The following is a 25,642-nucleotide window of genomic DNA, read 5'->3' as shown; positions in this document are numbered from 1 at the left end:
GGGCGGGAACAGTTGGGGGCGGCTCAGTGGCCGCGAGTAGGTGCGGCCGTGAGGGGGCGCAAGGGCACGAGGGCGAAGCCCGCGCGTTCGGCGCGCAGGGTCAGTGTGTGTTCCGACGGCCGCTCGCCACGTGTGGAGCCCGCGGTGTCGAGAGTGAGGCCCGGGGAGCACACCGCGGCGCGGTCGTGCCCGCTGGCGGAAGCAAGTACGAGCGATTCGGGAAGAGCGATCTCGTCGTGCGCCGCCCGCGCAAGATGGACGAGAACCGGCTCTTGTTCATCGGTGCGTATGAAGGTCAAAGAGTCGCACCCAGCGTGCAGCCAGCGCATGCCGCCGCTTCGCAGTGCCCGAAATGCGTGGCGCGCCGCAAAAACCCGCCTGGTGAGCTCTTGCCAACGCTGCGTCTTGTCGGGGAGAGCGCCGGTATCGATAGCCCCCCACGGCATCGGGGTGCGTGAGTGCTCGCCGTTGTTACCTTCGAGTGCGAGCTCGTCCCCGGCAAAAAGGGTGGGGATACCCGGGAAGCCAACGAGCGCGCCGAGGGCGGCCGCGTGGCGATCAGGGTCGGCGAACACGGTGCGGCTGCGTGCCGTGTCGTGCGAGCACAGTTGATTTTGTGAATGAAGGCGAGCCTCGTAGGTGAGCTGAGCGTTGTAGTCGCGCAGACTTGCAAGAACTGCACGTGTGGGAAGCTGCGGTACGCGCATGGGGAGCCCGAGCCACATTACCGAGGAGCTCTGCGGGCTCAGCCACGCCCACAGCGGCTTCGTGAAGCCGGTGTAGTTCATCGCGCCATCCCAGCCATCACCGGCGAGGTCGGCTGAGGCGTCGTGGAAATGCTCGGCGACAAGCCACGTGTCCTCTCGCATTGCCTCGCGGATTTCGCGGGCAACCTCGTGCGTGAGATCCTGCGCGCCGTGGCGACCCGTCATGTTCGCAACGTCGATGCGCCAGCCGTCCACGTTAAACGGGGGCTCGAGGTAGCGGCGCACGATCGAATTCTCGCTCGCGTACATACGCTCGCGAAGCGAGGCGCTCTCGTAATCGAGCTTCGGGAGCGAATCGATGCCGAGCCAGCCGTCGTAGCGATCGGGGTGCTCTGTGAAAAAGTAGAAGCCTGCTTCTTCACTCGTCGCGTCAGCCTGCGCTCGTGCGAACCACTCGTGGGTATTGCCCGTGTGGTTTGTCGTGAGGTCCATGACGATCTTCATGCCGCGCGCATGAGCGGCCCGGGTGAGCGAAACCAGGGCCTCGTTGCCGCCCAGTAGAGGATCGACGTACTCGAACGTCGAGGCGTCATAGCGATGCGCCGAACCTGCCGGGAAAATCGGGCACATGTACACGACACTAACGCCAAGATCCTGCAGGTAGCCAAGCCTCTCTTCGAGGCCTTTGAGGTCGCCACCGTAGATTTGGCGACCGTTGCGCTCGCCGTTCTCCTCGCACGGCTCGTCCCACTTCATAGGGAGTGCCCACTCGGGAAGCTCGTGCACGGGAAGTTCCCCGCTCGAGACCGAACGTGCGAAACGGTCCGGGAACACCTGGTACACGATCGCGCCCTCAAGCCACTCAGGGGCCTTCGAACCGCGCGCGAGATACGTGAAATCGTGGGCGTCGGAGACATCGTGATCGGCGATTCCCGCGGCCGTAAGCCACTCGTACACCGGTTGCCCATCTTCGCGACCCGTTACGAGGAAGCGATAGTTCGTCACTGGATTCCGCGCGAGAAGCTCGGCCTCAAACCAATGCCCGGCACCGTCGACATCGCCCCGTGTGCACATGACGAACCTGGGCTCCCCATCCATCAACTGGCGCAAAACAACCGTCGGATCCTGCACCGAATCGGGAACCCACACGCGAAGCGGAACGGACGCGTCGAGCCCCGCGGCCCGGGAGGGAACCCCAACGCGCGAGTTGTCGTGGAAAGGTTCGCGCGCCAAAAGCACGGCCGAGTCCTCGTCGTACGACCTCACGCAGCGATCAGCCCTTCACGGCGCCGGCGGTCGAACCGCCCACGATGTACTTCTGGAGGAATTGGTACAGCGCGATCACTGGAACCATCGTCATGACCGCGCCAGCGGCAAAAATGCCGAGGTTATTCGAGCGATCGCCCTGGAGCATGCCGTAGAGCCCCACCGCGAGAGTCTTCTTGCTGTCATCCGTGAGGAAGATCGAGCCGAGGAGGAAGTCGCTCATGACACCCACGAGGGATAGCACGAACGTTGTGGCGAGAATCGGCGTGAGGGTCGGCACGAGAATGCGCCAGAACACCTGCCAGTGGCTCGCGCCATCAATGATTGCGGCTTCGTCGAGTTCCTTCGGAACAGTGTCGAAGAAGCCCTTGATGAGCCACACCTGGCCGAGCGAGCCACCGAGCATCACGATGATGTAGCCCGGAAGCGAGTTGAGGCCAAGGAACGGAATCGCCTGACCGAGATCCGCGATCATCGTGTACACCGCAATCATCGAGAGAATCGCCGGGAACATCATGACGAGCAAAAGCGCGAGGAGACCTCCGCGGCGGCCCTTGAACCGCATTCGGCTGAAGGCATAGCTCGCAAGCAGCGACAGGAAGATCTGCGTGAACGAGACGACCGCGCAGACGATGACCGTATTCAGGACCCACTGCAAGAAGTTTCCGCGTGCACCGCTCAGGAGGGTTTCGAAATGCACGAGGCTGAACTGCGTCGGGATCACCGAGGTCGAGCTGACCGTGCCGAGCGGGTTGAGCGACGCAGAGATCACGTAGAGGATCGGGATCGCCGCGAAAATCATCGCGGCAATACCCACGAGGTGACGCCACCCGATTTCGGCGCACCATCGGCCGAAGGGCATCTTGTTGGAACGCTCGAAGCCTTGAGGATTGTTCTTAGACATTGCTTTCTCCTACCTCGCGCGCCCTAGTTGAAGTCCTCGAGCACTCGCGTCGCGCGGAACTGCAGCGCGGCGAGAAGACCCGTGATGAAGAACAGTGCGACCGACACCGCCGAGGCGAAGCCGAAATCGGCGCCGGAACCGCCGAACGCGATGCGGTAAATCATCGAAATGAGAATGTCGGTTCCGCCGGCCGTGTATTCGCCCTGGCCGAACGGGCCGCCACCCGTAAGCAACTGGATCGCGTTGAAGTTATTGAAGTTGAACGCGAACGACGACACGAGCAGGGGCGCAACGGCGACGAGCAGAAGCGGGGCGATAACCCGAACCGTTGTCTGGAAGCGGCTCGCGCCATCGATGCGAGCGGCCTCCTTGATGTCCTCCGGAATCGACTGGAGAGCGCCCGTGCAAATGATGAACATGTAGGGGAAACCCATCCAGAGGTTCGTGAGCAGCACCGCGGCCTTCGCCATCGTCGGATCCCCGAGCCAGTTGATGTCGAGGTGGAGCAAGTTATTGATGAGGCCGAAGTCTTTGTTGTAGAAGTTCGACCAGATGAGCAGCGAAATGAAGCCCGGGACCGCGTACGGAAGGAGCAGGAAGGAGCGGTACAGGCGCTTACCCTTGAGGCGGTCGTCGTTGAGGACAAGCGCGAGGAAAAGCCCCAAGATAAACGTCGTAGCGACGCTCAGGAATGCGAACGCGAGGGTCCACAGGAACACCTTGAAGAACTGCGCGCCGATCTTGCCATTCGTGAACAGGCGCGCGTAGTTATCGAGACCGACGCCTTGGAGCCAGCCCTGTGAGAGCGCCTGCCCCGTCTTGTCGCTGACGAACTTCTCGCTGCTTCCGACCTTCTTGATCGACCAGGTCTCGCCCGTTTCGGAATTCGTGATCGTGTCGGACGCCTCGTCATAGCGCATGACCTTCGTACCCTCGAAGGCCATCGTCGGAGTGAGCAGGCGGATCGCCTCTGTATCGCTCTTTTCAACGGCGATCTCGAGGACCTTCTTTCCTGCCTGGTTGATCTCCTTGTTTGTGAGGATCTGGACGCCCTTGCCGGCCTCAACGACGCGTTTATTCTCGACTTTGACGTTGGCCGGATCGACCTTCTCAAGCGGCTGCTCGGTGCTTCCGTGGAAGATCTCTCCCGTTTCTGGATTCACGAGATACAGCTCGAACGGGCCGTCGGCGGCGGTGCCGGTCGTCGCAACGCTCGCGTTGAAGCGCGTCGATCCTTCAACTTCTTTCACCGAATTGCCGGTGATCGAAGCGATCGCCTGTTCCTTCGTGCCGCGCGTGCCGTCACCGTAGTTCGTGAACGAGTAGTTCACGGTGAGGAGGATCGGCGTAATGAGGAAGATCAGAAGGAAGAACGTTCCCGGGAAGATGTACTTCGCGGGGATGAAGCGTTTAGTCGAGTAGATGCAGAAAATCGCGATCGTGACGACGATGGTGATCGCGAGCCACATCCACAGCTTGAGGCCGATCAGCACGGGCACAAGCCAGCACGCGGTTGCGAGCACCGCGCCGAGGAAGACGATTTTGAGGATAAGGGGCAAGAGCGACGTGGAGCGTTCCTTGAACGCGGGCGCATCCGTTGCGGTCATGGGCGTGGACCCTTCCTAAAGGGGCGAAGTAAGGGGTCACGCGCGCGGACAAGGCGGCGGCCGAAGCCGTGCGCCCTGCTCGCGCGCGTGAGTATCACGGGAGATCGTTCGTGGGGATCAGATCTGCGACTTGATCTGTTCGCCTGCGGACTCCATGGCGTCCTTAGGGTCGGCGCCCTTGACGATGTTGGCCTGGGCGATTCCGAGCGGCTGCCACACAGCGGCCATAGCGGGGATCGCGGGCATCGGCAGCGCCTTCGAGGCGAACTCAGCGTTCTTGATCATGTCGGGATGCTCGCCCGCGAGCTTCTCCTGGATTTCCTTGTTGACCGGGGGAAGCGGGTTGATCGGGAACATTTCCTCGATCACGGTCGAATCCTCGGCGATGGACTGGATGAAGGTCTGGGCGTTGACCGCGTTCTTACCGTTGGCGGCAACGAAGAAGAGGTTGACACCAGCGAACGGCTCGGCCGGGTTCATGCCTTCGAAGCCAGGAATCGCACTCATCGTGTAGTCCATACCGGCCTTCTGGATGTCTGCGAGTGCCCAGGGGCCCGAGATGAGGTAGGCGGCTTTGCCGTCGGTAAAGCGCGCGATCGAGTTCTCGCCGGTGATCGAGGTCTTGAGAACACCTTCGGCGCCGAGTTCCTTGAGCTTCTCGCCGGCAGCGATCGAGCCTTCCTTGCCCACGCCGATGTCTGAAGGATCCGCGTCGCCCTCGGCGGTCCTACCGAAGAGGTAGCCTCCACCCGACGTGTAGAGGGGCTCCATGTGGTAGGCGTCGCCCTCTTCGCCGATCGGGAGGGAGAGGATGTCCTCGGCGCCCGAGGCCTTGCCGGCTTCAACGAGTTCCTCGATGGTCTTCGGTTCGGGAACGTCCGTGAGGGCATTGTTCGAGTAGAGGACGAGGGTTTCGACGGCGTAGGGGAGGCCGTACACCTGGCCCTCGTACGTGGCGGCCTTCATGCCGATTTCGTCGATGGCTTCGGTTGCCTTCGCGCTCAGCTGAACCGGGGTGATGGCGGAGTTCTGGATGAGGTTACCGATCCAGTCGTGGGCCGCGAGGATCATGTCGGGGCCATTGCCGGCCTGGTTCGCGGTGATGAAGTTCGCCTGCGGGTCGGTCGCCACGATCTGCACGGCAACGGTCATACCGTTTGCCTCGCCCCACTTGGCTGCGGCGTCCTTGAGGGAGTTGGCCTTCTTCTCATCGGTCCAGATGACGAGGTCGGCGTCGGCACGTTCTGGGGCTTTGGACTCATCGCCACCCGCGCCGCCGTCCGAGGCGCCCGAGGAGTTCGAGCCCGATTTGTCGCCGCCACATGCGGCGAGGGCAGTAGCGCCGATGGTTGCTGCGCTTGCAGCGAGGAAAGTCTTGCGGCGAATCTTCACCGTGTTCTCCTTTGAAATGGTGGACCCGCGTAGGCGCGGGGCGACGGGGGTATGTCGTGCTTTCACCGTAGCGTGAAAGCGAAAGTTGTGCAAAAATATCAGAAAGATCGCAAGAAACTTGCAGCTCGATAATTCAGCTCGCGCGCATGGTTTACCAATGTGGACGCCGCTCCACGCGCGACACTTTTGGCCCTGGAGGGACCGTATGGCGAAGGTGCGACTCATCGATATAGCGCGCAAAGCGCACGTGAGTGAAGCAACCGTGTCGCGCGTCCTTGCGGGCAAACCCGGTGTCAACGCCGCAACTCGCGACAAGGTTCTTTCAGTCGCGCGCCTGCTCGGTCGCACCGACGGCGCAATCGATGATGCGGCGCCTCTCGTAGGCCTTGTCATGCCCAACATGGAAAACCCGATCTTCCCGCTCTTTCTCGAGCGCCTCGAAGCTGAGGCCTACGCCGCGGACCTCGAGACTCTCGTGAGCATCAACGCGCGAAGCGAGGCGCAAGAAGCCGCCTCCATGGAGCGCCTCATACGCGCCGGCGCGCGCGGGATCGTTCTTGTCTCGGGTCAGCACGCGCACGATGAAACGAGCATCGATCACTACATCGCGTGCGCCGAACGCGGCATCAAGCTCTGCCTCATTAACGGGGTGCGCCCCGGGCTGGACGCGAGTTTCATCAGCACCGATGATTCGAAAGCGGTCTTTCTCGCGCTCGAGCACTTGCGGCACCTCGGTCACGTGCGCGTGGGCCTCGCGGTTGGCGACGAGCACTCGTGGCCGGTACGCGGCAAGGTCGCGGCGTTCGAGGAGCACTGGCCCCACGAGTTCGGATGCGTCGCCTACACCGATTTTTCGTTTGCGGGTGGTTACCAGGCCGCACTTGAGCTCTACGACCAAGGATGCACGGCCATGGTGTGCGGGAGTGATCAAATGGCGCTCGGGGCAATCGCAGCGATTCGTGATCTTGGGCTCCAAGTGCCCGCGGACATGTCGGTCGTGGGGTACGACGATATTCCGCTCGCGGCGCACCATACTCCCGCGCTTACAACAATTCGCCAACCGGTGCCGGCCATCGCGCGTACCGCCATACGAAGCGTGAGCAGTGCAACGGGGGAGTCGAGGCAAGCCCCTCGCGCCGTCTACGTTGTGCGTCCCGAGCTCGTGGTTCGACAAACCACCTCACCGCCCGCGAACACGATAGGCTAAAAGGCGTGAACACCACCTACTCTGCCCCCACGACCCATATTGCCGACATTCCCAATAAGACCTACGAGGCGGCGCTCAAGCGCAACGCTCAGGTTGAGGAACAGCTCGCGAAGGACCCGTCGGTCTTTCGCATGCTCACCGGAGATCGCCCCACGGGTGCTCTGCATATCGGCCACTATTTCGGCACGCTCAAGAACAGGGTTCGCCTTCAGCAGCAGGGGGTAGAAACCTGGATCCTCGTCGCTGATTACCAGGTGATTACGGATCGTGACGTCGCGGGGGATATCAAGGGCTCGGTGCGCGAGCTCCTCACCGACTACCTCGCTGCGGGCATCGATCCTGAGCGCGCAACGATCTTCGCGCATTCGGGTGTTCCCGAACTCAACCAGCTCATGCTCCCGTTTCTCTCGCTCGTGACGCAGCCGGAACTCGAGCGCAATCCCACCGTGAAGTCGGAGATGCAGGCTGCGGGCAAGAGCGCGATGGGCGGCTTGCTGCTCACGTACCCCGTCCACCAGGCGGCAGACATCCTTTTCTGCCACGGCAATCTCGTTCCGGTTGGCAAGGATCAACTCCCGCACATCGAGCAGACCCGCCTCATTGCGCGACGCTTCAACGAGCGCTTCGCCGGCGGCGAAAAGTATTTCCCGGAGCCTGATGCGCTGCTCTCGAAGGCCGCTGTCATTCTCGGTCTCGACGGCGACAAGATGTCGAAGTCTCGTGGGAACACGGTCATGCTCAAGATGACCGCCGCGGAAACGGCGAAGAAGATCAAGAAGGCTAAGACCGACTCGGAGCGCCTCATTACGTTCGATCCCGACAATCGCCCCGAGGTCTCGAACCTCCTCACCATTACTGCTGAATGTACCGGCCGCGCGCCGGAGGACATCGCCGAGGAGATCGGTGATAAAGGTGCGGGGACGCTCAAGGTGATGTGCGCCGACGCCCTCAATGCTCATCTCGAACCGGTGCGGGCGCGTCGCGCCGAGCTCGAGGCGAATCCCGACTACCTCTTCGAGGTGCTGCGCGCGGGCACGGAGCGTGCGCGCGAGCAGGCGGTCCAAACCCTCGATGAGGTCCGCGACCGCATGGGCATGCGCTACTGAGTGCGCGCGTGAGAAATCGTTCGTTCGAGCTTCGACCCCATCATGAGCGGGTCGTCGCGCTGACCGGTGCCGGGCTGAGTGCTGCGGCCGGGCTTGCGACGTTCCGCGGGCCGGGTGGGATCTGGGAGGAAAACCCCGATCTCGAGGCGGCAATGGACGTCAGTCGTCTTCCGGGAAATGTGCCGATCCTGTGGCGCGTGTGGGGGAGCGTGTTTGAGCGGGCGCTTATCGCTGGGCCGACCCCCGGGCATAGAGCTCTCGCAGCGCTCGACGCAACGATTCTGACTCAGAACGTCGACGGGCTGCACCAGTTCGCCGGTTCGCACGATGTTGCCGAACTGCACGGAAGCGCGGCGGAGGCTGTGTGCCTCAACCCGGAGTGCACGTGGCGCGCGCAACTCGCCGTGCGCCTCGATCCCGAGCGTGATCCTTCCGATCCCGAGCATTACGGGGTGCCGCGCGACTGCCCCGTGTGCGGGGCTCTCATGCGTCCCGACATCGTCCTTTTCGGCGAGATGCTCCCGAGCGGAGTGCTCGAGTATTCGGAAAACGCGGCGCGTAACTGCGACGTGTTCCTCGCCGTCGGTACGTCGAACACGGTTGCCCCGGCATCGCTGCTCGCGCCGCTTGCGCGCGCTTCGGGTGCGGTGACCGTGTGTATCAACCCGTACGCGGACTCGGACCGCCTCGCGGGTGTGTTCGACTATGTGGTGCGGGAAGACGCCCACACGGTGCTCGCGCGCTGGGCGGAACACCGCGGGCGCGAGAGGCGCAACCCGTTCCTCGACCCGTTTTAGAGTGTGGGGATCTCGGGTGCGGTGACGGAGGTCCGACACTCGCCCGGCTCGGCTTGCAGCGGGTATTCCATGAGGAGCTGCTGGCTCCCGAATTCTTCGAGTCCGCGGCGTACGCGGAAGCCGATCTTTTTGAGCTGTTCTACCGAGCGCTTGTTCGATGTTTGAACAACGGCAATCATGACGGGTTCGTCGAGGGTGTCTCTAGCGAACTCGATGACGCGCCTGACAGCTTCGCGCGCGTATCCGTGACCGACGAATTCGGGCAGGAGCGCGTAGGTGATTTCGAGTTCGTCGCGGTCGTAGTTCAGGTTGACGATACCGAGCATCTGATCCGTAGCGCCGTGCGCAATGATCCAGGCGCCCCACGTGTTCCCGAGCGGGGAAAGTTCGAGAGCCTGGCGCGAGCCGAAATTCACGGCTCCGCCGAGGTATCGGCTCGCCGAGGGATCGGTCATGAGTCGCACGTAGTCGTCCCGGTCTGCCTCTCCGGGTTCCCGGATATGAAGTCGTTCGGTGCGTAGCCGAACTGGCCAATAGGGTTCGTGTTCGCGTCTCACGCCCACTACTTTAACTGTGACGCCTGAGACATTTCGAGGTGCGCTCGCGATGCGGGGCACCGCGTGTTTTGGTCGTGTTCATGTCACTGCAACCCGGACACCCCGCGACGACGCGGGATACACCGCGCGAGTATCGCGCAAGAAAGGGCAGGAAACCCGATGGCCGAGCTCATCAACAGCCCACTGTTCGCCGTTCACGAGCGCGAGGGCGCCTCGTTCACCGATTTTGCGGGCTGGAATATGCCCGTGCGCTACACCTCGGATCTCGCCGAGCACGCCGCCGTGCGCGAGCGCGCCGGCCAGTTCGATCTCTCGCACATGGGCGAGGTGTTCTTTACGGGCCCAGAGGCTGGCGAAGCGCTTGACTATGCGCTTGCGGGCAAGATCAGTTCGCTTGAGGTGGGGCGCGCGAAGTACTCGCTCTTGCTGAGCGAGGAAGGCGGCATCATCGATGACCTGATCGTCTACCGCCTCGCAGAGGATCGCTTCCTCACCGTCCCGAACGCGGGAAATCGTCTCGTCGACGCCGCCGCTCTCAAGGAACGCGCCGAGCGTTTCGACGTCGAGGTCACCGATCGCAGTGAGGAGATCGCGCTCGTTGCGGTTCAGGGCCCGAAATCCGCGGAAATCGTGCGCGGCTTTGCTGAACGCGAAGGCATCGAGGTGGATCTCGATGCTCTCGATGCTCTCAAGTACTACCGCATTCTTCCGGGAACCTACGAGGGCGAGGAGATCCTTTTTGCCCGCACCGGTTACACGGGCGAGGACGGCTTCGAAATCTACGTTCCGAACGCCCTGGGTGTGAAGACGTGGGAGGCCATTGCTGGCGTTGGCGGCGAGAACATCCAGTCGTGCGGGCTCGCGTGCCGCGACACGCTCCGTCTCGAAGCCGGCATGCCCCTTTATGGCCACGAGCTGAGCCTCGATATCGTCCCGGCACAGGCGGGCCTTCGCCGCGTGGTCGCTTTCAAGTCGAAAGGCGATTTCGTCGGGCGCGAAGCCCTCGAGGGCAAGGATTTTTCGGATCGCCGAGTGCTCGTGGGGCTCAAGGCCGACGGTCGCCGCGCCGGCCGCGCGGGCTACGTTCTTCACGATGAGAACGGCACGGAGGTAGGGGAGCTGACCTCGGGCGCGCTTGCACCGACTCTCGGTTACCCGATTGCGCTTGCTTACGTTGAGCCTCACCTCTCGAACGAAGGTCAGGAACTGTCGATTGATGTGCGTGGCAAGGCACTGCCCGCCACCGTCGTATCTCTCCCGTTTTACTCGCGCGCCAAGTGACGCGTGGGGCTGCCTACCAGGAGGCGGCCCGTAGGATTTTCACGAAGGTACGCTTCACACACTCTGAAAGGAACAAAGATGTCGGATCTGAAGTACAGCAAGGACCACGAATGGGTGCGCGAGGAAGGCGACGGCACCGCAACGATCGGCGTGACCGACTTCGCTGCTGACCAGCTCGGCGACGTTGTCTACGTCGACCTGCCCTCCGTCGGTGAAGAAATTGAGGCCGGCACCGAGATGGGCGAGATCGAGTCGACGAAGTCGGTCTCGGATCTTTTTGCCCCGCTATCCGGCGAGGTCACCGAGGTGAACGAGGACGTCGTCGAAAGCCCCGAGAAGGTCAACGACGATCCCTTCGGCGAAGCATGGCTCATCAAGGTCAAGGTCACCGATATCCCCGATGATCTGCTCTCGGCCGAGGAATACAGCGAACTGACCAGCAAGTAAATATTTGAGGAGTTTCCCGTTCATGTCTGAACACCACAGCAACGTCGCTGTCGATAATTCGGCGATCGACGGTCTTCATTCGTTCGTTCGTCGGCATGTCGGCACTGCGAGCGAGGACCAGAAGAGAATGCTCGAGGCACTAGGCCTCGACTCGCTCGGTGCACTTCTTGAGAAGGCCGTGCCGGGCACGATCCTTCTCGACGAAGGGCTGGATTCTCTGCTTCCCGAAGGCGCGAGCGAAGCCGAGGCTCTCGAGGAGCTTCGCGCTCTTGCGAAGAAAAACACCGTGAAGCGCTCGCTTATCGGCCACGGGTACTACGGCACGTACACGCCCTCGGTCATTCAGCGAAACATCCTCGAGAACCCAGCTTGGTATACGGCGTACACGCCGTACCAGCCTGAGATCTCGCAGGGCCGACTCGAGGCGCTGCTCAACTATCAGACCATGATCGGGGACCTCACGGGCCTCGAGATCGCAAACTCGTCGATGCTCGATGAGGCCACGGCGGCTGCCGAGGCAATGCTTCTTGCGCGCCGCGCGGCCCGCGGCAATAAGTCGAATGTGTTCCTCGTGGACACCGACGTGTTGCCGTCGACCCGCGCTGTTCTCGGCGGCCGTGCCGAGGCCGTTGGCATTGAACTGAAGGATGTCGATTTCGCGAACGATGGCGCTCCGTCGGGCGAGTACTTCGGCGCGCTTGTGCAGTACCCGGGCGCTTCGGGTCGCGTGTGGGATCCTCGCGACGTGATTGCCGCGGTTCAGGCCAACAAGGCGAAGGCAATCGTGGCCGCGGATCTGCTCGCGCTCACGCTCCTTGCCTCACCCGGCGAGCTCGGCGCGGATGTTGCGGTGGGTAACTCCCAGCGCTTCGGCGTTCCGCTCGGCTTCGGTGGGCCGCACGCCGGCTACATGGCGGTCTCGAAGGGGCTTGAGCGGCAGATTCCCGGCCGACTCGTGGGTATCTCCCTCGATGCGGAGGGCAACCCCGCGTATCGCCTCGCCCTCCAGACTCGTGAGCAGCACATTCGCCGCGAGAAGGCAACGAGCAATATCTGCACGGCGCAGGTCCTGCTCGCTGTCATGGCGTCGATGTACGCCGTGTACCACGGCCCCGAGGGTCTCAAGCAGATTGCTAGCGAGGTCGCTGGCCGCACCGCCGCGCTCGCTGCGTGGCTCACATCGAACGGTTTCCAGCTCAAGCACGAGACGTTCTTCGACACACTTGAAGTGACCGTCAACGGCAAGGCTGAGGACGTTGCTCAGGCGTTCGATGACCGAGGCATCCTCGTCGCTCATCCCGATGCGGACACCGTCCACGTCAGCCTCGACGAGACTGTCACGCCGAGCGCGCTTTCGGAGATCATCGAGGTATTCTCGGAGTTCTCGCCCTCCCACGTCGGCGACGTGGCTTTTGACGACTGGGCTCAGCCCGGTGAGACCTGGGGCGAACTCGCGCGTACGTCCTCGTTCCTCGAGGCGCCCGTGTTCAACTCGTTCCGCTCGGAGACCGCGATGATGCGTTACCTGCGCCGTCTCGCGGATAAGGACTATGCCCTCGATCGCGGCATGATCCCGCTCGGTTCGTGCACGATGAAGCTCAATGCCGCGACCGAAATGGCCGCAGTTACGTGGCCCGAGTTCAACGCGATCCACCCGTCCGCGCCCGCAAGCGACGTTCAAGGCTACGTCGAGCTCATTACTCAGCTCGAAACCTGGCTCGCCGACGTCACAGGCTACGACACCGTGTCGCTTCAGCCGAACGCTGGTTCGCAGGGCGAGTACGCGGGTCTTCTCGCGATCCGCGCCTACCACGCGAGCCGCGGAGAATCCGCCCGCACCGTGTGTCTCGTGCCGAGTTCGGCCCACGGCACAAACGCCGCTTCCGCGGTCCTCGCGGGCCTGCGCGTCGTCGTTGTTGCGAGCGACGCTAACGGCAACGTGGATCTCGACGACCTCAAGCAGAAGATCAAGGATCACGCCGATGAACTCGCGTGCATCATGATCACGTACCCGTCGACCCACGGCGTGTACGAGTCCGAAGTCCGTACGATCACGCAGCTTGTGCACGATGCTGGCGGGCAGGTGTACGTTGATGGCGCAAACCTCAACGCGCTGCTCGAAGTGGCGAAGCCGGGCGAATTCGGCGGCGACGTCTCGCACTTGAATCTGCACAAGACGTTCTGCATTCCGCACGGCGGTGGCGGGCCCGGCGTCGGCCCCGTTGCGGCGAAGGCCCACCTCGCACCGTTCCTGCCGGGGCACCCGGACATGCAAGATGCGGAGCACCCCGTCATTGGCGGTGCGGATCGCGCCCACGGCGGCGCACCTGTGTCGCAGGCACCGTACGGTTCCCCGTCGATCCTGCCCATCCCGTGGACCTACATCCGCCTCATGGGCGCGAAGGGGCTGCGCCACGCGACCGCATCGGCCGTGCTTGCCGCAAACTACATGGCAAAGCGGCTCAGCGAGAAGTTCGAAATCCTCTACCGCGGGGAGAACGGGCTCGTGGCGCACGAGTGCATCGTGGATCTGCGCCCCTTCACCGACCGTACGGGTATCACCGTCGATGATGTCGCGAAGCGTCTCATTGACTACGGTTTCCACGCTCCGACCATGAGCTTCCCCGTTGCGGGCACCCTCATGATCGAGCCGACCGAATCGGAAGACCTGTGGGAGATCGAGCGCTTCATCCTCGCTATGCACCGGATCGCGGACGAAGCCGAAAAGGTTGTGTCGGGCGAGTGGCCGAAGGACGACAACCCGCTCGTCAACGCCCCGCACACCGCGTATTCGGTTGCGCGCGAGGACTGGGATCATCCCTACTCGCGTGACGAAGCCGTGTACCCGGGTGTGAATGCCGCGAGCGAAGCGGGCTATGACCCTGACTTCCACATGACAAAGCAGATGCAGTACCAGGCGAAGTACTGGCCGCCGGTCAGGCGCATCGACCAGGCATACGGTGACCGCAATCTCGTGTGCTCGTGCCAGCCGCTTGACGCCTACGAACAGGGCTAATAGCGCAGCCTAAGGGTGGGGTGTTCCTTCGGGAGCGCCCCACCTTTGCGTTGGTCTTGGGAAACATGAACGAGCGTGAACTGGAGTTTGGCCACGCCGTTGCGAATCTCGTAGGTTGATGGCCATGACAGAGATACTCACCACACACGCGGGCTCGCTCCCGCGCACCCAAGAACTGATCGACGCGAACTACAACAGGGAGCTTGAGGCCGACGGCTTCACCCCAAGGAAATCGCCTGAGTTTGAACGCATTCTCGCGGACGCGGTCGATGGCGTCGTGGCCCGCCAGAAGGAGATCGGTATTTCCGTGCCGGGCGATGGCGAGTACGGCAAGGCGATGGGCTCAGCCGTGAATTACGGCTCCTGGTGGTCATACATCTACGACCGCACCGAGGGGCTCGAGCTCACGGGGACCGATTTCTTCAATGCAAAACCGCAGCGCAGCGAGCCCGGCAAGATTGTCTTGACGAGCTTCGACGATCGCCGCGACCGCAGCCTTTTCCCTGGAGCGTACGCCGATCCCATTACCGGTGTTCCCACGACCAACGACAAGCCCGAAACGTTCATCATTCCTGCTGCCACCGGGCCGGTTGCCTTCTCCGAACTCGGTAAGGACCTGTGCGCCAACGACATTCGAAACTTCTCGCACGCACTTGAGAAGTCGGGGTATGAAAAGGGCTACCTTTCGACCCTGTCGCCGGGCTCGGGCGCCAGAATTCACGACGAATACTACGGTGATCCGGATGCGTTCCTCGACGCGTGGGTGGAGGTGATGCGCCCCGAGTACAAGGCCATCACCGACGCCGGCATCCAGATCCAGATCGATGACCCTTCGCTTGCCGAGAACTTCGACCAGATCAACCCTGAGCCGAGCGTTGAGGACTACCTCGCGTTCACGAAGAAGCGCGTCGATGCCATCAACCGTGCGATCGATGGAATCCCTCGCGAGCTCGTGCGCCTGCACACGTGCTGGGGTTCGTGGCACGGGCCGCACGTGACGGACTTCGAGTTCAAGTATCTCGCCGAGCTCATGCTCGAGGTTAACGCGAAGTACTACTCGTTCGAAGCGGCGAATGTGCGCCACGAGCACGAGTGGGTTGTCTGGAAGGACGTCACGCTGCCCGAGGATCGCGTGATCGTTCCCGGCATCGTCTCGCACTCGACGAACGTCGTGGAGCATCCCGAGCTCGTGGCGCAGCGCATCGAGCGCTTTGCGGACATCGTGGGCCCCGAGCGTGTGATTGCGTCGACCGACTGTGGTCTTGGCGGCCGCATCCACCCGGAGATCGCATGGGCGAAGCTCGAGTCCCTCGTGGAGGGCGCGGGCATCGCCTCGGCGAAGTACTGAGGTCATCCGCGACCAGCCGCGAAAGTGACGGGGGCGTGACGCGTAGCGTTCACGCCCCCGTCACATTGGGGACACGTGTCTTTATCGTGGGCGTTGCTCCGAGGCTGCACAATCGGAAGCGTGAAAATCCTCGTAGTTGCCGAATCGTTCCTTCCCCATATGAACGGCGTGACCAACTCCGTTCTTCGCGTCGTCGAGTGCTTCGCTCTCTCCGGCCACGAGGTGCGGATTGTCGCCCCCGGCGCGCCCGGTATCCCGAATGAATTGACGTTCGGCGCGGAGCGCGTGCCAATCATCCCCGTGCTGTCGATACCCATGATGGGCTACGGCCAGGTGCGCATGAGTGCGACGACCAACTACCGCATTCGCTCGATCATCGACGATTTTCATCCCGATGTCGTCCATCTTGCCTGCCCTGCCCTGCTCGGCAACGCAGCGTCGAAGGCCGCCGTCAAAAGAGGTATCCCAACGGTTGCGATCTACCAAACTGACCTTCCTGGCTACACGCGCAAGTACGGGGCGCCAGTTCTCGAGGAAGCGATGTGGATGTTCCTCCGCGACATCCATAACCGCTGCGAGGTGAATCTTGCACCGTCGTCAAGCACGCGCAATCAGATCGTCGAGCACGGCATCGAACGCGTGCAGATCTGGCGCCGTGGGGTCGACACTTCGCAGTTCTCGCCCTCGCGGCGCAGCGACGAGCTTCGCGAGCGCCTCGCCCCGAATGGGGAAAAGCTCGTGGTGTACGTCGGGCGCCTTGCAGCCGAGAAGCAGGTCGAGGACCTCGCCGTGCTTGAATCGCTTCCCAACGTTCGCCTCGTGATCGTTGGCGAAGGGCCCCTCGAGGCAGTGCTTCGCGCGGCCATGCCGGGCGCGTATTTCGCGGGGTTCAAGAAGGGCGCCGAGCTTGCGGAGATTGTGGCTACGTGCGACCTGTTTGTGCACACGGGAGAGCTCGAAACTTTCTGCCAGACGATCCAGGAGGCGATGGCTTCTGGGCTGCCGGCGATAGCCCCCCGCTCTGGCGGCCCCATCGACCTCATCGACCATTCGCGTACGGGCTGGCTGTACACGCCCGGCAAGCTCGATGAGCTTCGTGCCTACGTCGAGGACCTCCTCGGGGACGATGCGAAACGCGAGCATTTCGCTGCGGCCGCTCAGGACTCGGTGCGCCAGCGCACGTGGCCGGTTCTCGCCGAACAGCTCCTTGGCTTCTATCGCGAAGCTGCGCGCGTGCATGAGGCGTCAACGCAAGCCGCGTAACCTTCCATCGCGCGGCCGCTCCTAGTGGCGGGCTGGCTGTACAAGGCGGAGGAAAGCTTCGAGTAGCCGCAAGGCGCCGTCGGAACCGTGCATTCCCTGGGCGCTCGCGCGCCACTGTTCAATCTCGCGCGCGAAGGAATCGCGTTCTCGTTCGGCGGGCGTGAGTGCGCTCGTAGCGGCCCAGCGCGTCGCAATTGCGGGCGTGACCTCGGGGTGGAACTGCACACCCCATGCCGCCTCGCCAGCCCGGAAGGCTTCGAGGCGGCCCTCGCTGTCGAGGGCGAGGGGAACGATGGGCGCGCCACCGGGAGTGGTTGTGGGGAGTGCGGAGACTTCGTCCTTGTGCCACTGGAATGCGCGGAACACCGTCCCGGTTTCGTGAAGCTCGGCACGGGAGAACAGGGGATCGGTGGCGGCAGCTGGCTGCGCTATTACGGTGCAGAGCCCGACGGCAGGCTCCGGCCTGCGGGTGATCGCACTGCCTAGTGCGGCTCCGAGAAGTTCCTCGCCGAGGCAAATTCCAAAGAGCGGAAATGTGGTCTCGACAGCGTCAAGACAGAGTTTTCGGCACGGTGCGAGCCAGTTGTAGCGATCGTCCTCGAGCGGGCCCGGGCCACCGCCGAGGATGATGAGACCGCGGGACGTGGAGGCGATGCTCGAGAGGGACGGCAGTGCTTCGCCCCGGTAGGGTCGAATAACGTTGAGCGTGAGGCCCGCGGCACGCGCGAGCGGTTCGAGCATGCCCGGTGGGCAGTCGTCCTCGTGTTGAATGACGGTGAGCGCTCGGCGTGTGTTTTTCTCCATGTCCCCGTTATACAGGAGACGGACTCGCCGCGAAGCACTTGGAGGACTTTCGTCCATCGTTTAGACTGAGGTCGCGGCGGCCGCTTGCGGCGGCCGACATTCCTACCCGACCATCATGGAGAAAAGCGTGACCCAGCACAATAACGCCGCGGCAAGCAACGAAACCTCGCAGGGCTACAGCCTCGGCTTTTCGATTCTCCTCACCGCGGTCGTGTTCGTGCTTTTCGCTGGCGGCCTTTACGTTATGAGCCTCTACACGATTGCGCCGATCTGGTTCGTCGTTGGGCTTGCCATGTCGATTGTCGCGCTCTTTCTCGCGTTCGATATCGTCCCGCGCTTCTTCATGAAGTAGAACAGCAGCGATAGCAAAAGGCCCCGGCGCGGTCGCCGAGGCCTTTTCGTTGCGAAGAAGCAGGAGCGAGCTATTGCGCACGCTTCTTATCTGCGCTTTTATCGAGGGCCACGACGGCCTCGAGCGCCATGACGATCATCGAGTCGAACGTCTCCTGGCGCTCCTGAGCGCTCGTCTCTTCACCCGTGAGCAGATGGTCGGAGATCGTGCACACGGATAGCGCCTTGCGGCCGAACTGCGCGGCGAGCGTGTACAGCCCAGCGGTTTCCATCTCGACTCCAAGCACACCGTAGTTGGCGAGGGTTTGGGTGATCGGATTCGGGTTGTAGAACTGGTCGGCGGAGAACAGCCCGCCAACGCGATAGGGGAGTTCCTGCGCTTCGGCAGCCTCCACCGTGAGGCGCAAGAGTTCGAAGTCGGCCGCGGGGGCGTAGGTGACGTCACCGAAACGCGCGCGGTTCATGGCCGAATCCGTGCTGGCGCTGCTCGCGATTACGACGTCGCGCACCTTGACCTCCGGCGCCATACCGCCCGCGGTGCCCACGCGGATGATGGCTTGGACGTCGTAGTCGTTCATGAGCTCGTGCGCGTAGATCGCCATCGATGGCTGGCCCATGCCGGAACCCTGTACGCTCACACGCACGCCCTTGTATGTACCCGTGTAGCCGAGCATGCCGCGCACCTCGTTATAGAGCTTCGCATCGTCAAGGAAGGTTTCCGCGATCCACCTCGCGCGATAGGGGTCTCCGGGGAAGAGGACGTAAGGCGCGATCGCGCCTTCGGGGGCATTAATATGAGTAGACATGCCTTAAGCCTACGGTGTTTGGAGATGGGATGCCCGAAACTTTTCTGCCAGATCGTGAAGCCGTCCGCGCAAGGTGGGCGGTTTCGCTTGTGTTTCTCCTTAATGGCGTGAGTTTTTGTGCGATTCTCCCGCGCTACCCGGAGATAGTGCGGCAGCTGGGCATCAATAACGCGGAACTCGGACTCGCCGTGGGTCTCGGGCCGCTCGGTGGCCTCGCTTTCGGCTTGCTCGCCGCGCCGATTATGAAGCGGCTCGGATCCGGGAAGACCGCGGTGATCTTTCAGCTCCTGGCCTCGAGCGCGCACGTGCTCATCTATCTCGCTCCGAGCTGGGGCATGCTCGCGCTCGGCTTCGTGCTCGCGATGAGCTTCGACGCCATTACGGATATTTCGCAGAACGCTCACGGGATGAGGGTCGAGCGCCGCTATCGCCGCTCGATCATCAACAGCTTTCACGGATTTTGGTCCCTCGGTGCTGTGCTCGGGGGCGTGATCGGCTCCGCGTGCGCGCAATTCGGCGTCCCGCTCGCCTGGCAAGGCTGGGGCGGGCTCGTCGTGTTTGGTGCCATCGCGATTGCGAACTTCCCGTTCCTGCTCAAAGGTTCCGACGCCTCCGAGCGCGTCAAAGAGGTCTCGTCTCCAAGCGCCTCCTCCGCGAACGAAGCCCCGGCGGACCTCATGGGGGAGACGAGCGGTGACACCCTCCTCGAAAGCACCACGCCACAACGCGGGAAGCTCGGTGCGCTCGCGCTCCTCGGCGCGCTCGGCATGGTTCTCGTCTTTGCCGGCTCGACCGAGGATGCGGGTAGCACGTGGGGTGCGCTCTTCATGACACACACCTTCAATGCTTCGCCGTTCGTCGCGGGGCTCGCTTTCGTCGCCCTCCAAGGCGCGCAGATGGTCGGTCGATTCCTAGGAGACCCGATCGTCGATGCGTGGGGCGACCGAAAAACTGCACGTGTCGGCGCAGTAATTTCGTTCGTGGGCATGGGCTTCATGCTCGTGTGGCCAAATGCCGTGACGGCGGTCATCGGCTTCGCCGCGGCCGGCTGGGGCGTCGCGACCCTCTTCCCGGCCGTCTTCCGTGCGGGTGACAACATCGAAGATTTCGGTCACGGGGTCGGCATCACCGTTGTCGGGTGGTTCGCGCGCATCGGGTTCCTTCTCGCCCCGCCGATCGTCGGCTGGCTCGCCGATCTCTTCACTCTCCGCTATGCCCTCGCACTCGTGCCCCTCTACGCGGTCGGGGTCTTCATTTTTGCCGGTGCCCTCGAGGATCTGACAAAGGCCGATAGGCGCGCGAAGGCCTTGGGCACAGCGTAGGCTCGGCAGGCGTCGGACCCGCCCCACGCCCCTCGAGCCCGCTCCTGTTTATTCGAACGCGCGTGTGTCGCCCGCGCCCTCACGCAGAACGCGCGGAAAATCGCCCGTGAGGTCAATGATGCTTGTGGGCTCTGATCCCGTGACCTCCCCGTCGATAATCGCGGGAATGAGGTGGCCGAGGCGATCCTCGACGACCCATGATTCCGTGAGCACGGAGCTCTCGCCGGGCATGATGAGGCTCGAGCTCATGAGCGGCTCCCCGAGTGCCTCAACGATAGCGCGTGCCACCACGTGATCGGGAATGCGCGCCCCAACCGTGTGTTTCTTCGGGTGGAGCATGCGGCGCGGAAGCTCCTTCGTTGCCGGCATGATGAACGTGTACGGGCCCGGGGTGTGGGCGCGCAGCAAGCGGTAGTTGGGATTCGAAATGCGCACGTAGGTGCCGAGCTGGCCAAACTCGCTGCACATGACCGTAAAGTGGTGGTCTTTACCGGTGTGGCGAATCGTGCGGATCTGCTCCAACGCCTCGTGAGCACCGATGCGGCAGCCGAGCGCGTACCCCGAATCGGTGGGGTACGCGATGAGCTCACCGTCCTTTAGCCGCTCAACAACCTGGTCGAGCAGGCGCTGCTGTGGAGTGACGGGGTGAATCGAAATGAGGCGTGCCATGACCCCATGTTAGTGCGGCGGCGCGGGAGCGAGCGTGACGTAGCCGTCAGCGTCAATCGAGGCGAGCGAAGTGGTCAGCACCCAGCCGTCCGCGCTGAGCACGGCCGTGCTTTCATCGGGCTTCTTCCAATACCCGTGGAACACCTGAGGTCCTTTGATCATGAGCTTGCCGACGGTTCCCGGGCCCACGACGCGCCTGCGGTCATTTAGATCCACGACCCGCACCTCGATCGAGGGGAGCGGTGTCCCCACGGTGTGCTCGCGCCCCTCTTCCGCGGTGCGCAAATACACGGTGACGCCAGCTTCAGCGCCGCTGTAACCGACCATGAGCGGCCAGCCAAGGTCCCGTGCCCAATCCCGAAAACTCGGTGCGTGGTCACGGCTCACGGGACTCAACGCGAGCCTCAATGTGAGGGACCGGCCTGTCGTGCGGGCATGCTCGGCGAGGAAGCGGAAGACCTCGGTATCGCCGGAGATCACCTCGGGAGGGTGCTTCTTGAGAGCGCGCATGAGGCCGGCGCGGTCGAACCGCGGGAAGAGAATCGTGTGCCGACCGTAAAAAAGGCTGGTCGTGAGAGTATCGGCGATCCCGATCACCGAGTGCAGCGGCCATAGCGCGTAGCCGGTCTCGGTCCCTGCTGGTGCCGTTTCGAGATACTCCAGGGACTGGTGCGCGAGCGCCGTGAGATTGTCGTGGGTGAGCATCGCCCCGAGCGAGCTGGCCCGCGTGTGCCCTTCGTACACGATGGTCGCGAGGTCACGTGGACTCGGGTAGGGATAGTCGTCAGGAAGCGGCGCTGAGCCCAGCAGGTCCTTGAGACGCGTGCGCGTGCAGAAAGTGAGGGGAAGCTGCGCCGGGCCTTTGGACGGCGATGCAACCCGCATGACTCCCTTGCCGCCCGCTTTCGCAATCTCTGCGAGTGCCCCTGTTAGCGTGAGCCGACGCGGGGCAGTCTTCGGAAGCTCCGGCGCTTGGACGGTGATGACGGTTTTTGGTCGCGCGTGCTGGTCGAGACCCGCGAGCGCATTGAGACGATACTCGGCGATGATGACCGCGACCGGCGTGTAATCGGCAAATTCCCGGCTCAGGCGCATCATCGGTTCGCGATCGGAGTGCTGCACGGCGATCGCTCCGATCCGAAGGACCGCGTGGAACGCCACGACGGCTTCAATGCTCATAGGCAGGACGATCGCGACGCGGTCGCCCGCACGGATTCCCGAATCCAAGAGTCCCTGCGCAAGGCATCGAATGCGGCGGCCAAGCTGCCCATAGCTCACGCGGGTTCCGCTCATCTCGATAGCCGTGCGTGAACGGAAATGCGAAATGGCAAAATCGAGAAGTTCCGAGGCATTCAAGGGGAGGGGATGTGCGCTCGCCTCGGAAGCCGGATCGATGACGTACGACCGTGCCGCGGGCATGAGCGCCTCCTCTCCGGGATCCTGTGTGGGGCGTGCGAGATTCGCCCCTGCATCTGACGTGTGCAGTCTAAGGAGCGAACCTGCATATTAACCCGAGACACCCGGGGTGCTTCATGGGTGGAGTAGCGAAGTCGCACGTGGTTGCGCTATGAGCAAGCCGAGTGTGCGAAAGTAGCACCGTGAATGAGAACAAGCAGGCGGGAGCCGTGAGCGTGCGCCTTGATACGTGGCTGCACGCGGTGCGGCTATTTAAAACGCGTTCCCTCGCCGCGAGCGCGATCAGAGCCTCGCACGTGCGCGTCGATGGCGAGGTCGTCAAGCCGAGCTTCCGCTTGAGCATGGGCAGAACGGTTGCCATACGCCACCCCGGCTACACGAACGAGTACGTCGTCACACAATTGCTCTCAAAGAGAGTTGGTGCGCCACTTGCCCGCGAGGCCTACACCGACATCTCCGTTCCGCCGCCCCCGCAGCTCTTCGCGGCACCACCGCGACGTGAGCGTGGGACTGGCCGCCCCACGAAAAAGGAACGCCGAGCGCTCGACCGCCTGCGCGGCCGCGAATCGCAAAACGGCAGGTGGACGACCATTTTCGACAATGATGAAAGTTGAGCGGAATAGACTCAACTTTGGTGGCGTTGCATAGAGCGTAAGCGTGAGAACGAGGAAGGCTCGGCAATCGTCGGACCTGCCAGGCCACAACCCCGCTCCACGCACACCACGTGAAAGGAGCGGAAAATATGCAATTTTCCTTCACCCAACGCTCGCGCGAAGCCGTCGAGGCGGCAACGCGCTCGGCGGAAACACTGCGCAACACCAACGTCACCGGTCTGCACTTGCTCGCGGCACTGCTCGAACAAGAAGACTCAATCGCCACGGCCGTGCTCACCGACACGGGCGTGCACATCGGTGCGCTCAAAGAGCGGATCAACCAAGAAATTCAGCGTTTGCCGCGCCTCACGGGCAGCGCCGACCAAAAACCCGTCTTCCAGGGCGATGGCTACGACGCGCTTGAGGCTGCCGGGAAAGAAGCCGGCGCCGGCATGGGGCAAGGGGCAGAAGGGTACATCTCGACCGAGCACTTGCTCTACGGCATCGCCAAGGCCGCAAAAGCCCCTGGCGACATCCTCAAAGACTTCGGCGCGACCCCGAAAGCGATCCGCGCCAGCATCGCAAAACTCACCAAAGGAACAAGCATGAACAAAGAAAACCCGGAAGGCTCCTTCAAGAGCCTCGAAAAATTCGGGGTCGACCTCACCGCCCGCGCGCGTGAAGGCAAGCTCGATCCCGTCATCGGCCGCGATAGCGAAATCCGCCGCGTCGTCCAGGTGCTCAGCCGCCGCACGAAGAATAATCCCGTGCTCATCGGCGAGCCTGGTGTCGGCAAAACCGCCGTCGTCGAAGGCCTCGCCCAGCGCATCGTCGAAGGGGATGTGCCCGAATCGCTCCGCGGCAAGACCCTGGTCTCGCTCGACCTTTCCTCGATGGTCGCCGGCTCGAAATACCGAGGCGATTTTGAAGAGCGTCTCAAGAGCGTCCTCGACGAAATCCGCGACTCGAACGGCAACGTGATCACGTTCATCGACGAGCTGCACACAGTCGTCGGCGCAGGCGGCACAGGCGAGGGCTCCATGGACGCCGGCAACATGCTCAAACCCATGCTCGCGCGCGGCGAACTTCGCATGGTGGGCGCGACGACCCTCGACGAATACCGCGAACGGATCGAAAAAGACCCGGCTCTCGAACGCCGCTTCCAACAGGTCTTCGTGGGCGAGCCAAGCGTCGAAGACACGATCACGATCCTCCGCGGCCTCAAAGACAAGTACGAGGCGCACCACAAGGTCACGATTTCGGATTCGGCGCTCGTCGCTGCTGCCTCGCTTTCCGATCGCTACATCAACAATCGCCAGCTCCCCGATAAGGCCATCGACCTCATTGACGAAGCTGCCTCGCGCCTGCGCATGGAACTCGACTCCTCACCCGTGGAGCTCGATATCCTTCGCCGCCAGGTCGACCGGCTCAAGATGGAAGAGCTCGCCCTCAAGGGCTCGGACGATCCGGGATCGCTCGCGCAACTCGCGAGCGTGCGCGAGCACCTCGCGGCGCGCACCGAGGAAATGAACGAGCTCTCCGCCCGCTGGGAGCGCGAGAAATCCGGCCTCAATGAAGTAGGCGAGCTCAAGGCAAAGCTCGAGGATCTTCGCATGCAGGCCGATCGTGCCCAACGCGAAGGCGACCTGAGCCAGGCCTCGAAAATCCTCTACGGCGACATCCCCGAGCTCAAAAAGAAACTCGTGGAACTCGAGCACGGGGAAGGCGCCGAGAGCCGAGCTACTGACGAGGAGCAAAAGCCGCTCGTCGCCGACAAGGTCGGGCCCGACGACATCGCTGGCGTGGTCTCCTCGTGGACCGGCATCCCCGCTGGCCGACTTCTCAGGTCCGAGACGCAAAAGCTTCTCGACATGGAGGACATTATTGGTAAACGCCTCATCGGTCAGCGCAGGGCTGTCGCCGAGGTCTCGGATGCCGTGCGCCGCTCGCGCGCCGGAATCGCCGACCCGAACCGGCCCACGGGATCGTTCCTCTTCCTCGGCCCCACGGGCGTAGGCAAGACCGAACTCGCCAAATCCCTCGCCGAATTCCTCTTCGACGACGAACGCGCAATGGTTCGCATCGACATGTCCGAATACGGTGAAAAACACAGCGTTTCTCGCCTCGTGGGTGCACCTCCGGGCTACGTTGGCTACGAAGAGGGAGGGCAGCTCACCGAGCAGGTCCGACGCCGCCCCTACACCGTCATTCTCCTGGACGAGATCGAGAAGGCCCACCCGGACGTTTTCGACATCCTCCTCCAGGTGCTCGACGACGGTCGCCTGACCGACGGCCAAGGGCGCACGGTCGACTTCCGGAACACCATTGTGATCCTCACGTCCAACTTGGGCGCGCACTTCCTCCAGGACGAGAGCCTCGACGACAGTGCGAAACGCGAGGCGGTCATGAGCGCTGTTCGCGCCGCGTTCAAGCCCGAGTTCGTCAATCGCCTCGACGACATCGTCATGTTCGACTCCCTCAGCCGCGAGGAGCTGCGCCGCATCGTTGGCCTCCAGGTGGCGTCGCTTGCCGCGCGTCTCAAGGATCGCCGCATCACCCTCGAGGTGAGCGACGCTGCCGAGGATTTGCTTGCCGAGCGCGGATTCGATCCAGCGTACGGCGCGCGCCCGCTCAAGCGTCTCGTGCAGAAGGAGATCGGCGACGCGCTCGCGCGCCTCATCCTCACGGGCGAGGTTACGGACGATCAGAAGGTCACGGTTGACGTGGAGCACGAGGAGGGGGCGCCGGCCCGCCTCGTCCTCCACTGGATTCCATAGGGGTTG

Annotated in this window: 21 protein-coding genes; 12 read left to right on the top strand and 9 right to left on the bottom strand. The window is 63.0% G+C overall.

Annotated elements, in window-relative coordinates; genetic code table 11:
• Positions 1-23 precede the first annotated feature (23 nt).
• The 4 genes from E6X30_RS03675 to E6X30_RS03660 all read right to left on the bottom strand — a co-directional run bounded on the left by E6X30_RS03675 (position 24) and on the right by E6X30_RS03660 (position 5,876).
• A complete protein-coding gene (locus E6X30_RS03675; RefSeq protein WP_259893459.1) occupies positions 24-1,973 on the bottom strand; it encodes a glycoside hydrolase family 13 protein in 1,950 nt (649 codons plus the stop codon).
• A 7-nt stretch (positions 1,974-1,980) separates the two neighbouring features.
• Complete coding sequence (locus E6X30_RS03670; RefSeq protein WP_070435320.1) at positions 1,981-2,877, bottom strand: sugar ABC transporter permease; 897 nt, start codon at positions 2,875-2,877, stop codon at positions 1,981-1,983.
• A 23-nt stretch (positions 2,878-2,900) separates the two neighbouring features.
• A complete protein-coding gene (locus E6X30_RS03665) occupies positions 2,901-4,484 on the bottom strand; it encodes an ABC transporter permease subunit (RefSeq protein ID WP_070435321.1) in 1,584 nt (527 codons plus the stop codon).
• Positions 4,485-4,601: 117 nt separating this feature from the next.
• Positions 4,602-5,876, bottom strand: a complete 1,275-nt coding sequence (locus E6X30_RS03660; protein WP_034372695.1) for an extracellular solute-binding protein — start codon at positions 5,874-5,876, stop codon at positions 4,602-4,604.
• Positions 5,877-6,081: 205 nt separating this feature from the next.
• Here E6X30_RS03660 and E6X30_RS03655 point away from each other — a divergent pair, with 205 nt between their 5' ends.
• The 3 genes from E6X30_RS03655 to E6X30_RS03645 are packed head-to-tail and all read left to right on the top strand — an operon-like array spanning position 6,082 to position 8,986.
• Entirely contained in the window at positions 6,082-7,083 is a 1,002-nt protein-coding gene (locus tag E6X30_RS03655) for a LacI family DNA-binding transcriptional regulator (RefSeq protein ID WP_034372698.1), read from the top strand.
• Positions 7,084-7,130: 47 nt separating this feature from the next.
• Positions 7,131-8,189 carry a tryptophan--tRNA ligase gene (gene trpS / locus E6X30_RS03650; RefSeq protein ID WP_396334964.1) on the top strand — a complete coding sequence of 353 codons (1,059 nt, stop codon included), beginning with the start codon at positions 7,131-7,133 and terminating at the stop codon, positions 8,187-8,189.
• An 8-nt stretch (positions 8,190-8,197) separates the two neighbouring features.
• On the top strand, positions 8,198-8,986 hold the full coding sequence (locus E6X30_RS03645; protein WP_034372702.1) for a Sir2 family NAD-dependent protein deacetylase: 789 nt from the start codon (positions 8,198-8,200) through the stop codon (positions 8,984-8,986).
• On the opposite strand, the gene E6X30_RS03640 is transcribed toward E6X30_RS03645, so the two are convergent.
• On the bottom strand, positions 8,983-9,543 hold the full coding sequence (locus E6X30_RS03640) for a GNAT family N-acetyltransferase (RefSeq protein ID WP_172620176.1): 561 nt from the start codon (positions 9,541-9,543) through the stop codon (positions 8,983-8,985). The two genes, E6X30_RS03645 and E6X30_RS03640, sit on opposite strands and share 4 nt — an antisense overlap.
• A gap of 159 nt (positions 9,544-9,702) precedes the next feature.
• On the opposite strand from E6X30_RS03640, the gene gcvT reads away from it, so the two are divergent.
• From gcvT to E6X30_RS03615, 5 genes are all read left to right on the top strand, one after another.
• On the top strand, positions 9,703-10,824 hold the full coding sequence (gene gcvT / locus E6X30_RS03635; RefSeq protein WP_316335757.1) for a glycine cleavage system aminomethyltransferase GcvT: 1,122 nt from the start codon (positions 9,703-9,705) through the stop codon (positions 10,822-10,824).
• Between the two features lie 78 nt (positions 10,825-10,902).
• Positions 10,903-11,271, top strand: coding sequence for a glycine cleavage system protein GcvH (gene gcvH / locus E6X30_RS03630; protein ID WP_016664294.1), 369 nt, complete (start codon positions 10,903-10,905; stop codon positions 11,269-11,271).
• 22 nt (positions 11,272-11,293) lie between these two features.
• The gene (gcvP, locus tag E6X30_RS03625) at positions 11,294-14,287 is read left to right on the top strand and encodes an aminomethyl-transferring glycine dehydrogenase (RefSeq protein WP_316335756.1); all 2,994 of its coding nucleotides are present in this window, start codon (positions 11,294-11,296) and stop codon (positions 14,285-14,287) included.
• Between the two features lie 124 nt (positions 14,288-14,411).
• The gene (locus E6X30_RS03620; RefSeq protein WP_316335755.1) at positions 14,412-15,635 is read left to right on the top strand and encodes a cobalamin-independent methionine synthase II family protein; all 1,224 of its coding nucleotides are present in this window, start codon (positions 14,412-14,414) and stop codon (positions 15,633-15,635) included.
• A gap of 120 nt (positions 15,636-15,755) precedes the next feature.
• Positions 15,756-16,898, top strand: a complete 1,143-nt coding sequence (locus E6X30_RS03615) for a glycosyltransferase family 1 protein (protein ID WP_316335754.1) — start codon at positions 15,756-15,758, stop codon at positions 16,896-16,898.
• 21 nt (positions 16,899-16,919) lie between these two features.
• Here E6X30_RS03615 and E6X30_RS03610 read toward each other — a convergent pair whose 3' ends face one another.
• Positions 16,920-17,702, bottom strand: coding sequence for a type 1 glutamine amidotransferase (locus E6X30_RS03610; RefSeq protein ID WP_259893461.1), 783 nt, complete (start codon positions 17,700-17,702; stop codon positions 16,920-16,922).
• A gap of 127 nt (positions 17,703-17,829) precedes the next feature.
• Here E6X30_RS03610 and E6X30_RS03605 point away from each other — a divergent pair, with 127 nt between their 5' ends.
• Positions 17,830-18,054, top strand: a complete 225-nt coding sequence (locus E6X30_RS03605; protein ID WP_016664299.1) for a hypothetical protein — start codon at positions 17,830-17,832, stop codon at positions 18,052-18,054.
• Between the two features lie 70 nt (positions 18,055-18,124).
• Here E6X30_RS03605 and deoD read toward each other — a convergent pair whose 3' ends face one another.
• On the bottom strand, positions 18,125-18,859 hold the full coding sequence (gene deoD, locus E6X30_RS03600) for a purine-nucleoside phosphorylase (RefSeq protein WP_016664300.1): 735 nt from the start codon (positions 18,857-18,859) through the stop codon (positions 18,125-18,127).
• Positions 18,860-18,948: 89 nt separating this feature from the next.
• Between deoD and E6X30_RS03595 the strand changes: the two genes are divergently transcribed.
• Positions 18,949-20,181, top strand: a complete 1,233-nt coding sequence (locus tag E6X30_RS03595; protein ID WP_316335753.1) for an MFS transporter — start codon at positions 18,949-18,951, stop codon at positions 20,179-20,181.
• Positions 20,182-20,229: 48 nt separating this feature from the next.
• Here the strand turns inward: E6X30_RS03595 and E6X30_RS03590 are convergent, their stop codons facing one another.
• A complete protein-coding gene (locus E6X30_RS03590; protein WP_316335752.1) occupies positions 20,230-20,850 on the bottom strand; it encodes an L-threonylcarbamoyladenylate synthase in 621 nt (206 codons plus the stop codon).
• Positions 20,851-20,859: 9 nt separating this feature from the next.
• The gene (locus E6X30_RS03585) at positions 20,860-22,269 is read right to left on the bottom strand and encodes an AMP-binding protein (protein ID WP_034372723.1); all 1,410 of its coding nucleotides are present in this window, start codon (positions 22,267-22,269) and stop codon (positions 20,860-20,862) included.
• A gap of 179 nt (positions 22,270-22,448) precedes the next feature.
• On the opposite strand from E6X30_RS03585, the gene E6X30_RS03580 reads away from it, so the two are divergent.
• Both E6X30_RS03580 and clpB read left to right on the top strand, forming a co-directional pair.
• A complete protein-coding gene (locus tag E6X30_RS03580; protein ID WP_246816477.1) occupies positions 22,449-22,880 on the top strand; it encodes an RNA-binding S4 domain-containing protein in 432 nt (143 codons plus the stop codon).
• Between the two features lie 128 nt (positions 22,881-23,008).
• Positions 23,009-25,636: an ATP-dependent chaperone ClpB gene (gene clpB, locus E6X30_RS03575; protein ID WP_316335751.1), complete on the top strand. Its 2,628-nt coding sequence runs from the start codon at positions 23,009-23,011 to the stop codon at positions 25,634-25,636.
• The last annotated feature ends 6 nt before the right edge of the window (positions 25,637-25,642 follow it).

The organism is Dermabacter sp. (assembly GCF_032550575.1).
In the GTDB taxonomy this organism is placed as follows: Bacteria; Actinomycetota; Actinomycetes; order Actinomycetales; family Dermabacteraceae; genus Dermabacter; species Dermabacter hominis.
Note: the sequence above shows the minus strand (reverse complement) of the source record. Positions and strands in the feature narration are given on the sequence as shown.

Bases quoted from the DNA above. Each gene is read 5' to 3' on its own strand.
- E6X30_RS03670 (WP_070435320.1), bottom strand. From the start codon at position 2,877: ATGTCTAAGAACAATCCTCAAGGCTTCGAGCGTTCCAACAAGATGCCC.
- E6X30_RS03665 (WP_070435321.1), bottom strand. From the start codon at position 4,484: ATGACCGCAACGGATGCGCCCGCGTTCAAGGAACGCTCCACGTCGCTC.
- E6X30_RS03655 (WP_034372698.1), top strand. From the start codon at position 6,082: ATGGCGAAGGTGCGACTCATCGATATAGCGCGCAAAGCGCACGTGAGT.
- gcvT (WP_316335757.1), top strand. From the start codon at position 9,703: ATGGCCGAGCTCATCAACAGCCCACTGTTCGCCGTTCACGAGCGCGAG.
- gcvH (WP_016664294.1), top strand. From the start codon at position 10,903: ATGTCGGATCTGAAGTACAGCAAGGACCACGAATGGGTGCGCGAGGAA.
- gcvP (WP_316335756.1), top strand. From the start codon at position 11,294: ATGTCTGAACACCACAGCAACGTCGCTGTCGATAATTCGGCGATCGAC.
- E6X30_RS03620 (WP_316335755.1), top strand. From the start codon at position 14,412: ATGACAGAGATACTCACCACACACGCGGGCTCGCTCCCGCGCACCCAA.
- E6X30_RS03610 (WP_259893461.1), bottom strand. From the start codon at position 17,702: ATGGAGAAAAACACACGCCGAGCGCTCACCGTCATTCAACACGAGGAC.
- deoD (WP_016664300.1), bottom strand. From the start codon at position 18,859: ATGTCTACTCATATTAATGCCCCCGAAGGCGCGATCGCGCCTTACGTC.
- E6X30_RS03590 (WP_316335752.1), bottom strand. From the start codon at position 20,850: ATGGCACGCCTCATTTCGATTCACCCCGTCACTCCACAGCAGCGCCTG.
- E6X30_RS03585 (WP_034372723.1), bottom strand. From the start codon at position 22,269: ATGCCCGCGGCACGGTCGTACGTCATCGATCCGGCTTCCGAGGCGAGC.
- clpB (WP_316335751.1), top strand. From the start codon at position 23,009: ATGCAATTTTCCTTCACCCAACGCTCGCGCGAAGCCGTCGAGGCGGCA.